7 protein-coding genes are annotated in these 10,670 nt (G+C 55.7%); 4 read left to right on the top strand and 3 right to left on the bottom strand.

All coding sequences use genetic code 11. The annotated features are described in order from the left end of the window. Window positions 1-5 precede the first annotated feature (5 nt). Complete coding sequence (locus tag GGR95_RS17520; RefSeq protein ID WP_184568150.1) at window positions 6-5,972, bottom strand: glycosyltransferase; 5,967 nt, start codon at window positions 5,970-5,972, stop codon at window positions 6-8. Between the two features lie 158 nt (window positions 5,973-6,130). Here GGR95_RS17520 and GGR95_RS17525 point away from each other — a divergent pair, with 158 nt between their 5' ends. The 3 genes from GGR95_RS17525 (at window position 6,131) to GGR95_RS17535 (ending at window position 8,879) form a co-directional block, all read left to right on the top strand. Beyond that, window positions 6,131-6,901: a hypothetical protein gene (locus GGR95_RS17525; protein WP_184568151.1), complete on the top strand. Its 771-nt coding sequence runs from the start codon at window positions 6,131-6,133 to the stop codon at window positions 6,899-6,901. A gap of 157 nt (window positions 6,902-7,058) precedes the next feature. Further along, complete coding sequence (locus GGR95_RS17530; protein WP_184568153.1) at window positions 7,059-8,048, top strand: KpsF/GutQ family sugar-phosphate isomerase; 990 nt, start codon at window positions 7,059-7,061, stop codon at window positions 8,046-8,048. Window positions 8,049-8,078: 30 nt separating this feature from the next. Further along, a complete protein-coding gene (locus GGR95_RS17535; RefSeq protein ID WP_184568155.1) occupies window positions 8,079-8,879 on the top strand; it encodes a 3-deoxy-manno-octulosonate cytidylyltransferase in 801 nt (266 codons plus the stop codon). A 25-nt stretch (window positions 8,880-8,904) separates the two neighbouring features. On the opposite strand, the gene GGR95_RS17540 is transcribed toward GGR95_RS17535, so the two are convergent. Next, window positions 8,905-9,789 (bottom strand): NAD-dependent epimerase/dehydratase family protein, encoded by an 885-nt coding sequence (locus GGR95_RS17540; protein ID WP_184568156.1) that lies wholly within the window; start codon window positions 9,787-9,789, stop codon window positions 8,905-8,907. 238 nt (window positions 9,790-10,027) lie between these two features. Continuing rightward, window positions 10,028-10,243, bottom strand: coding sequence for a transposase (locus tag GGR95_RS17545; protein WP_184568164.1), 216 nt, complete (start codon window positions 10,241-10,243; stop codon window positions 10,028-10,030). A gap of 243 nt (window positions 10,244-10,486) precedes the next feature. Between GGR95_RS17545 and GGR95_RS18850 the strand changes: the two genes are divergently transcribed. After that, the coding region (locus tag GGR95_RS18850) for a hypothetical protein (protein ID WP_425506426.1) at window positions 10,487-10,670 on the top strand (184 nt) is incomplete at its 3' end.

Raw genomic sequence — 10,670 nt, forward strand, 5'->3', positions numbered from 1 at the left:
CCGTCTTAGTCCTGCAGCCTACGCTTAACAAAAGGCACCTGCGCCCAAGGCGCAGACAGGTGGGGATCATGGATCACGCTGCGGCCCTCTGAGGCAAGCGCAAGGTATTTGCGGTATTCCTCAGCATCGTTAAAGTGCTGCCCGCGCATAACCTCGGCTTGGGCTTTGCGCCTGAAATCTGCGTTGTATTTAAAATGCGCAAAGATTAACTCACGCGGCGCGATGTCTACATCCCCCACAAAATGCAGCCCTGCCGATAGGCGCATCCAGGGCTGATAGCGCAGGAGCGCCAGTTTTTGCGCAACAAACAGGTTCGGGCGTGATCCGGGAATCAACCTGTGGCGTAGTGCCGAGGTCCAGCAAGCTTGGTCAGAATAAGGGCCGCGCGATAATGTGTTCTCCAGAAATGGGATGCTGTCGGCAAATCCGGCCTCGGCAAACGGATCGCCACTGGCGAATGTCGCCTCTTCCAAAGGCCCTTGCGGATACATATCCAGCATAAAGACCCGTGCTGCATCGGCGCTGGCAAATGCGGGTGTCTCTAACAGCTCTGGAAGGGATTGCTGCTGTTTTTCCTGCCAAACCAGCAGTTCGTCAGCATCCGCCACCAGTGACCATTTCCCCAAACGGAACGCAGACATCATTGCCTGCTGCCATGCCACGCCGTAATGCGAGGATTTGTAATCCGTATCGACAGTGAACACCGCCACATCAGGCTGCTGCGCCAGATATTCCAATGTGCCATCGTCCGAACAATTATCAGCAATCAAAAACGCCTCGACACCCAGCTTGCGGTAATGGGCAAGAAAGCTCGGCAGCATGAACATCTCGTTGCGCATACAGGCGACCACAGCCACCTGCGCCTGTCGTGCGCGCGTCACGCTATCCACGCTGCTGACCAACTCCAGCGCATTGCTTTGATATCCCAGCGTCACATCTTGATAACTGGGCCAGATTTTATGCGGTGTCAGATTGGGCTCTGTCAGGCCCGCCCGTATTTTTGCCTGATCCAGATGTGTATCCAGATGTATCAAGTGCAAGGGGGCAACCGTGCTGGGGTTAAAGCTGTTGAGCCATGAGGGCACTGGAATAGCCTCCCCATAGGTGCGTCGCCGGATTGACACGCGGTAATCTTCTTGCGCGACATGGATGCCGCCTATGGCCAGCAGATCACCCAGCATTTTATCTTCCATAAAGGACACTTCGATCAGGCGACGCCCCTCTGGCGAAGCTGCCGCATCAAGTGCTGCGGCCATTGCCGTACGGCTGAGCGTATAGGCTGATCCGCCATCGGCGTATTCAGAGGGTTCGGCGGATTTATCCAAATCAAACTGTCCGCGTAGGGAACTGGATTTTGCTTGATGCCATATGCGGTCCATCTGTCCAGCGACACGGTGCAACTGGCGACCATAATAGTCGAATTTGGCATAGCTGAGAGATTTGAAAAACAGCGGCGCATTCAAAAAACAATCATCATCGATTTTGAGCATATGACCAAAAGAGGTATTGTCATGGACCCATTTAATCGCGGCCAAAGTTTTTTGCGGTAGCCCCTCGTAATCGTCAGGGGCGTCCAGATAGAGGGTATCGCCTTTGCAGGTGCCGTCTCCATCCCCTACGACAACAAGATACGGCACGCCCAAGTCTGTCAGCAGGCTAAGCCAGCCTGCACGCAGCGCGGGGATGCGGGTCTCTTGATAGGCACGGCAGGAAAATACGATCACAATCGTATCAAACAAGGATGATCCCTTTGAGAGGTCACTGCCGTTTGAAACGGAATCCGCTGGCATCCGCTTGAGAAGGTCGCGTGCGGGGAGCATCAAGCCCTCGCGCTGTGCAAGCTGTCGGGCGGGTTGGCGCAGGGCGGGGGCCGCCTCCCATGAGGCAGGGTCCAAGCGGTCCATCTGCTGCTGCATCCACTCGCAGAAATAAGCAGCCTGCTCCGTATCTCCGTCATGTAGGCCATTGATCAAGGACAGTGCGATCCCCATCCCGATGTGACCAGACTCCGCCTCTGCCAACTGCGTAAGCCGGTCGGTCAGCAGCGCGATATCCACGTTGGCCTCGCCCCCCAGCAATGCCATGGCCTGTTCGGCAACAGCTTGCTGTGTAACAAGATGTGGGGCGCATGGGGTTTCGGGATAAAGAGACGGAAAGGCAGCCGTTGCCAAAGCGGCAGCATCAGGCGTTACAGCTGTGCTTGTCGGATAGGCCATATGGCGTAAAATACTGCGCGACATTTGCGGGGTGTCCGCCCCGGATTCCAGTTTTTGATCTGGTGGGGTGAGGCTGAACAAATCCGCGTTTGAACCACTGGCTGGCCCGAACATCTCATACCGCAGACGTGGGGCATCTACGGTGCCGGCTTCCTCGAACAAGGCCAAAGCACGCAGCCGCAGATCGCGGCTGGCTTGCGTATCCATGATCTGTGCAAAACTACGCTGCGCAAGACTTATGTCTTCGGGCAGGTCGGTTACATGTTCCAACTGTGCCCAGAACTGTCGTGACAGGCCATAAACCTCAAGGCATAGGGCAATCGCATCGCGGGCTTCTGACGGGGTCAAACGGTGACGGTGGATGATCAATGTGGCGGCGGTGCGTGTCAGCTCTGCGCAATGCACGCGGTCCCAATAGTTAGGGGCACGGCGGCGCAAGAAAAGCGCAAATTCTTGAATGATTGCAGCGCGTGCGGGGCCATCCAGATCGGTGATCGCCGTGCGCACAGCCCAGCCAATCGCAGGTGTGTTCAACCATTCCGGCCCGGGTTTGGCAAGTTTGTGCAGGGTTTGTGCAAGCTCATCGTACTGGCCGCCTAACAGCATATAGGGCAGGAGGGCGGATTGGTTCGAACGGTCTGCCAAAAGATCAAAAGGCAGTAATCCGTCATAGCTCTGCGCGAGGTGGTATAGCCCTGCAAAGTCACTGTCTTCGACACAGAAAAAACTGGTCAGTGCCAAGAACAGCCGCGGGCGTGCTACTTGTGACACATGCAGGTCCGCAACAACACTAAGCGGATCAGGCCGCTGGTCTTTTGGGCCGCTCTGGCTTTGTGCAAGCCGTGCCAGCGCGCCCTCGACTTCTTTCTCAACCGGATCTTCCGGCAGGGTCCGGACAACAGGCGCGACGCCTTCTTGCTGTGCATGTAAAAAGCTTTGGGCCGCATAGAATTTCGCGATGTGATCCAGCCATACCCGAGCCGACGGCGACAGCAGATGCATAAGATGCCCATAGCGGACATGCTCCAGCAGATGCAGGCACAAACTGCTATCGGTTGGCGCCAGCGGCAAAGACAATAGCGCTTCGATGCGCATGGCAATATCCGTGCGGCTCAGAACAAGTGTTTGGATTTCACCGCCCTGTGTCAGTTCAACCGTCAGAGGTGCCTCAGCGGGAACGTCACGCCACAACCTGCCGGGCAACAAGGCTGATGCCGCACCATCAAAGGACGGGATGACTTGCAGCTCGGCGCCCGAGGGGGAAACCCGCAAGCTGCTTGTCGCATCGGCATCGTGCAGACGCAGGTTCAAGCGCGGGTCCAGCGATAGCGCATCATCCGTTAGGCCCGTCAGCACAGAAGGTGTGATAACTTCGCCGTTACAGGTGAAGCCATCAATTTTGTCCAAATTGGAAAACCCCGCACGGTGACGAAGTGAGCGCGCCCCAAAGCGGAATATCTCCTGCCCGTTCAACGTCACAAAAACTTCTGGAGGCGTGAAGGTGACCGTAACATCCGCCAAACCTGACGACAGGTCCACAGGGCAGGCACGCTCGGCACGCCAACGCCCGTCAGGGCGCTGATCGTTGCAAACGGCCAGCCCTGCTGCCTGACGCAGCGATAGGTGGAACAAGGCCTGTGAGGTGCCGGCCGCATAGAAAAACATATTTGCAGCAGGTTGCACGCGAAGGTCGACACGCAACTGGAGCACACCGTGGGGGCCGGGGTGAAAAGCATGCAAAGGCTGTGCGATCTCTGTGAGCGCCTTGGCGCTTGCCTGTTGCACCAAAGGAAGAACAGGTGCCCGCAAACGGCCAAGCCTTAATTTACTTGCCATCAACGCCATAGGATCAAGTAGCTGGGCAAGTCGCGGGCCAATTGCCGCATCCAGCCCTGCGGCCTGCGGAACGCTGTAGCCGCAGCGCATTACGTGGCGTGCAGCCCCAAGCAACATGGCGTACCGTTGCCAGCGCGAAGGATAAGCCGCAGAATAAACCTGCTCACGCAATGCGCGTACAAACAACCGCCTCTGCCAACCGCGCGGCAGCGCTGCCTTCTCTTCGTCGGGCAGCACGTGCTCTATCGTCTCTAATAAGGCATTATTGCCCTTAATCAGGTCCTGTGCGCTATACGCGGTGTGCCACCGCTCAAATTCATGTTTGTACAAGCGGACAGTTGCACCTGCCTGTGAAATATAAACGGTGCGACGCGACAACAGCGCCGCTGTCAGGCACAAAGCCCAGTCCCCCCGTGGCCCTTGTGTAAAGCTCAGCCCCTTTGCGTGCAGAAAACTGCGGCGGAAAATCTTGGCTGTGCACTGCGCCTCAAGTGTAAGGACCTGCAGCGGGGACATCTCAAACGCTCCCGTTGGCGGCGTGCCCCCCGGCCATGCCACCATATCATGCATGCCGTTGTGATAGCTGAGCTTACCTGTTTCAACATCAACCAAACCCATCTGGGTCAGTCCAAAATCAGCCTGCTCTCGCAGCATCACCTCAGTGCGATCCAGCAATGTCCAAGGTTCAAGCCTATCACCTGTGACCACAAAACCGACAAAATCACCGCCCGCACAGGTCAGCCCATGATTAAAACCCGCCCCCTCATCATCCTGAGGGGATCTCAGGATTTGCCAATTTTCTGGTATCTCGGAGATTGATGTTTTCACCGTCCGCTCTGCGTCATCGTTCTGACAGACAATAAGTACTTCATGCCCTGGGGCGGTTTGAATGCGCAAAGAGTCTAGGCTGCGCATCAAGGCGGGCATATCCTCCCCATCCCAGCTCAGGATGACGCTCAGCAGCTGCGCGCCCTCCATTTCGGCGCGCCAACTGAGGCCGATGTCAGGGTCCCAATCGGGATCATAGCTCAAGTCATTTGCCGCTAAGAAATCTTGCGAAGCCTGTGCAAACCTTGCGCGGCGGTCGGGATCCGCCAAAACAGTGCTGCGCTCGAATATCAAGCGGCTGGCGATTTGCGATAACGCCTTTTGACCACCCGCCCGTGGGCTGGCTGCAAAGAAATCACGCATCTGGGTTAAGACGTCAAATTGCTCAAACACACGGTCATCATCCTGACCTGTGATTTGCCCCGCCCGTCCGCGGGTTTGGAGGTAAAGCGCCTCGGGAAGGTGAATAATATGATCTGTTCGTGCTGCCACACGGTTGAAAAACCCGTGATCCTCAAACCACGTGCCTTCATCATACCGCAGCCCCTCGATCAAACTGCGGCGGTAAAGTTTATTCCAAGCGGAAGGGAAATGGCGGATCACATCAGACCAACTGTCAAATGCATAGCGGCGCGGGACTGGATGATGTGACAGATCAGCTGCGCCATGGATGGCAGAATGGGTGTGACCGGAGCCGTCAGGCAGAACATTACGCACAGCACAGGCGATCCAATCGCCGCCTGTATCCCCAAGCACCTGCCACATCCGCATCAGGTAATCGGGCATCACGCGATCATCGCTGTCAACAAAGGCGATGAAGTCGCCCGTGGCCAGCCCAAGCCCCGTATTGCGCGCGCCGCTTAGCCCTGCGTTTTCTTGGCGGATCAACCGAAATCGCGGGTCATTTTCTGCCGCTTCAAATGCGATCTCTCCACTCCCATCCGTAGAGCCATCGTCAATCATCAGCACTTCGAAATCATGCAGCGTTTGCGCGCGCAAACTGTCGATACAGGCGCGCACATGCCCCGCCACATTATAGATGGGAACGATGACCGACACACAGGGCGTATTCGCGGGCACAAAGGGGGTCATGTTAGGGTAAATAAAAAGGAATTCTTCATAATCCTGTTGTTTCGTAAGTTGCACGACAGGTAAAGGGCCGTCATCGACGATAGTGGCCCATCTTGCCCCCCACAGGGTAGAATGTTAGCTACTCTCTTACTGTATTATGCCATCACAAGGGTCATCCATTGAGCCATCCATATGTTATCTGGACCATGCGCCGCACAGGCGGCACCACGCTGGCTAGTTTGCTGGCCGCCTTGTCAGAACACCCGTCGATCGAACATGAGCCCTTCAATGAGGGCCGCGCCATGGGGCATGTACTTGCCAATTCAACAGCCCGCCGTAACCTGAAAAAGTTGCGTATCGAGCTCAGGAACTGTCTTGCTGACAAGCCTCTCATCAAACATTGTTATGAATTGTGCCAACAGCCTTTCAACACGGCCCTCATGGAGGTCACCACCGAGTTGGGGTATCGCCATATTATTCTGGACCGACGCAATGAAATGGACCGGGTCTTGTCGCTGGAACTAGCGCGACTTACCGGCGCATGGGGCAGCGATGAGGCCAAGCGCGTATATCCTGGCATCGAGGCGGGCAATGTGGCGTTACCGGAAATAGACATTCTAAATGCAATAGATGAAATTGCATTGTCCCGTGTGCGCCGTCTTGAGTTGGTGAAAATGACAGCCCGCGCTAATCCTGCCTCTTTTGTTGTCTACTTTGAGGATGTCTATTCCGACCCTGTTGCGGGGCGGGACCTGATTGGCCGCCTGATGGGGTATATCGGGATCGATCCTGCGGCACATCAAAACTATGATAAAATGGTTGATGACGCTCTGCGTTTGCGCGGTCAGAACACCGCACGTGTGATAGATTCCGTACCAAATCTGGGGGCCGTCAAAGCCGAGATAGAACGCCAGAATGTCGGCATTGCAGATGTCTTCACGCCTTCTTGAACAGGCCCAAAATCAATAGACGGCCTCATCTGACATGAGGGGCCTCGTCGTTTAACCCCTTCAATCTTGCAGCCTAAGATAAGCTTCCCTTTCATGCTCTTTACAAAGGGACTATCTTGGCGCTGTTGCGACCATATACCTTTCTGAAAGTTCTCTCATGTGTGCCTCTCCCGTTAGCCATCCAACGCCTGAACATCGCGCCAGCAGCGTCACATCTGCTCAACGTGTGCTGGGCATCGAAGCAGACGCCTTGCGGTTTATGGGTGAAAACCTGCCAACGGATTTTGCCGATGCGGTTGAAACGATACTGGCGTGCAAAAGCCGCGTGATTGTATCCGGGATTGGCAAATCGGGCCATATCGGGCGCAAGATCGCCGCAACATTGGCCAGCACCGGCACACCTGCATATTTTGTGCATGCAACCGAGGCCAGCCATGGCGATCTAGGTATGATCGGCCCTGATGATGTCTGTATTCTGATCTCAAATTCGGGCGAGACATCCGAGCTACGTGATATTGTGTATCACACGCAGCGCTTTACCATTCCGATGATCGGCATATCCTCGAACCCTGACAGCACGTTGATGAAGGCCGCTGATCATTTGCTGACCTTGCCCAAATGCCCCGAAGCCTGCCCCATCGGCCTTGCGCCCACCACCTCTACCACGCTGACGCTGGCTTTGGGGGATGCTTTGGCTGTCGCCCTGATGGAACGGCGCGGCTTTGTGGCAAGTGATTTTGGTGTCTACCATCCCGGCGGCAAGCTGGGCGCGCAGATGCGCACAGTGGCAGATTTCATGCACTCTGGTGACGCGTTGCCGCTGCTGGATGAAAACGCTCCCATGGGTGATGTTGTGCAAAAAATAAGCACCAAAGGCTTTGGCATGTGCATTATGCTAAAGGGCGACACCGTGAGCGGGGTGATTACGGATGGCGATTTGCGCCGTCATATGGATGGGCTGATGAGCCGGAATGCGCAGGATGTAGCCACCAAAAACCCACTGACAGTTACCACCGATTGTTCGGCCCCCGAAGCGCTGGCATTGCTCAATACCCGTGCCCTAACGGTGCTGGTGGTTGTCGATGGCGATCAAAAGCCCGTGGGGGTCTTGCACCTGCATGATCTGCTCCGCGCAGGCGTTGTTTAATACTTATTTCCAAGGCTGGAGCCTTTATCCATGAAAACCGTGATCTTCATTCCCGCCCGCTATGCCTCTACCCGCTATCCCGCAAAACCACTGGCGATGCTGCGCCAAAGTGACGGATCAGAGAAATCCCTGATCCAGATGAGCTGGGAAGCCGCCAGTGCAATCCGCGGTGTTGATGCGGTTTATGTGGCCACCGATGACGACCGCATCGCGCAAGCGGCCCAAGATTTTGGCGCCAAAGTGGTAATGACAGACGAGGCCTGCGAAAACGGCACCGCACGCTGCGCCAATGCGATGCTCAACAGCGGTATTGAAGCCGATCTGGTGGTGAACTTCCAAGGTGATGCACCTCTGACGCCCCCATGGTTTGTCGAAGCTTTGATCGAAGCGATGCAATCCGACGCCAGCATCGGCATGGCCACACCTGTTCTACGATGTGACCGCGCCACCTATGACGCGCTGAAAGAAGACCGCGCGCAAGGCCGTGTGGGGGGCACAACAGCCGTATTTGATGCGCAGATGAATGCGCTGTATTTCTCGAAAGAAGTGCTGCCTTATATTGATCCGGGCAAAGTCGCCGAGCCGATCCCCGTCTTTCACCATGTGGGCGTCTATGCCTACCGCCCCGAGGCGCTGGCCGCCTATGTGGCGCATCCTGTCTGCCCCTTGGAGACGCTGGAAGGGTTGGAGCAATTACGGTTCCTGCACGCAGGGATGCAAGTGCGCTGTGTAGAAGTTGATGCACGCGGCCGTGTGTTTTGGGAGCTCAACAACCCTTCGGATGTGCCGCGTATCGAGGCGGCTCTCTCGCAGCTTGGCGCTGGCTCCTGAACGGGACAGAACGCTATCGCATCACTTAGGCACGCCCTGTCAGACTTTGCCACTGGCGCAGTATTTCATCTGCTGTTGACTCCGCCTGATCAAAATCATGCAGGGCGCTTAGCGCGTCACAGGCCAATGTGATGTGCTGATGTGCGTTATTCTGCGTTGGCCGTAGGGTCACAGGCATTTTTGCGGCCTCTGCCAGCGCGCCCATAGTGACGGGATGCGGTGCTGCGATATTCAAAGCAAAAGGCAGCTGTGCGCGGCGTCGAACCAATGAGATCATCACCTGCGCAAGGCTGATAGGCCCAATGTAGGATCGCACAGGCGTGCCGCCGTCCTCAAAACAGTCCAGCTGCAATGTTTCATGCGAGGCAAGCGCCGCGCCACTCATCAACAAGGCATCCGCCCCGGCGACATTCCCAATTCGTAAAGAACATAGTCCCACCCCCAAAGCCCGCGCTTGGGGCTGACAGGCTTGCTCCATTTCCAGCTTGGAGCGGCCATAGTCATTGACGGGTTCCAGCGGGTCGATTTCTGCAAAAGGCGCATCGCTGGCACTCCCGTAAACAGCAGATGTAGAAGCCAGCAGAACATGCCCGATGCCCAGATCCGCCGCCGCGCGCAGACTGGCTGCCCCAATCTGGGTGTTCAAAGTGAAATCTGCATCAGGTTTCGGGGTAATGCCCGACAGAACAATCATGCAGTCAAACGGGGGGGCGTCTCTTACGGCTTGGGGCGTTTCTCCTAACACGTGCCAGATCAAGTCGTCAGGGTGGCTTGGCTCGGCTTGCCGCGTCTGGAAAACGAGCTCGATACCTTTAACGCGCCCCCTTTCGAGGTCCTGCGCCCATGCATGTCGCAGCAGCGTTCCAATGCGGCCACTGCCCCCTAAAACCAGAACACGTATAGGCTTCATTTTCTGTATCCTCGTCAAAGCTGTTGACCTGCCCCCCCGAGGCTCCCTCATTCATAACGAGAGTTTGCGGGTCTGGGTTTCTTATTCTTCGTCGTCAGTTTGGGCAAGCGCGTCGTGCGCGGATCCCTCAATTTGCTCAATCGCTCGCCTTCTGTTTATGCTATTTCTCAAGCCAGGCGCCTCACCAAAAATCTTCAGGCCCCTACTATCCACAGCCAGATGGAGAGCGGCTTGGCTGTCAGTACTTGGCTTTTCTTGCAAAATCTGGCACTGGGATCTCGACACCCAGCAGCCTCACAATCGAGCGCAAAAAATCTTGCGTCTGACGCAGTAGCTGGTGAAAATCCATGCCCAGCGTCAGGCAAGGTTCGATCGCTAGATCCGAATAGCACGGCTGCCCGACAGGTGTCGTTGGGCGCGGTGCAGACCACTGACTTAATGCGTCTTCGCTGATCTAAACCGTCAGGTCACCGCGCCACCGAAAACCTTCGTTATACTCGGTTCAGTTGGTCACGCGATGCCGTTGTCTGAGGATCTTGTTACGACGGTTCGCGTTGAACTTATGCGGCGTTTACAGCCTCCTGCAAACAAGGGGTGGTTACATCATCAAAACCTTTAAAATCTCCATTTAAATGATAGCCTTTTAAGTGATAGTCTATCGTTTAAATGATAACGTTAGCTAATTTTACGGTGAGAAATGAACAATCAAAACACAGCCATGCCTAACGAAATAGTGCAGACAATCCCATCGGATGACCTGCCTCCAAGTATTATGGTATTAGGCGCATTGGACCTGTCGCGGTTTGATGCCGCTCCTTTGATAGCATTTACTGTAACAAAGGAGATAAACTATGGGACTGAAACGGACGGACGAATTTCGC

The organism is Sulfitobacter undariae, from assembly GCF_014196805.1.
Classification (GTDB): Bacteria; Pseudomonadota; Alphaproteobacteria; order Rhodobacterales; family Rhodobacteraceae; genus Sulfitobacter; species Sulfitobacter undariae.

Coding starts and splice junctions, on each gene's coding strand:
- GGR95_RS17540 (WP_184568156.1), bottom strand. CDS start 9,789: ATGAAGCCTATACGTGTTCTGGTTTTAGGGGGCAGTGGCCGCATTGGA.
- GGR95_RS17535 (WP_184568155.1), top strand. CDS start 8,079: ATGAAAACCGTGATCTTCATTCCCGCCCGCTATGCCTCTACCCGCTAT.
- GGR95_RS17520 (WP_184568150.1), bottom strand. CDS start 5,972: ATGACCCCCTTTGTGCCCGCGAATACGCCCTGTGTGTCGGTCATCGTT.
- GGR95_RS17530 (WP_184568153.1), top strand. CDS start 7,059: ATGTGTGCCTCTCCCGTTAGCCATCCAACGCCTGAACATCGCGCCAGC.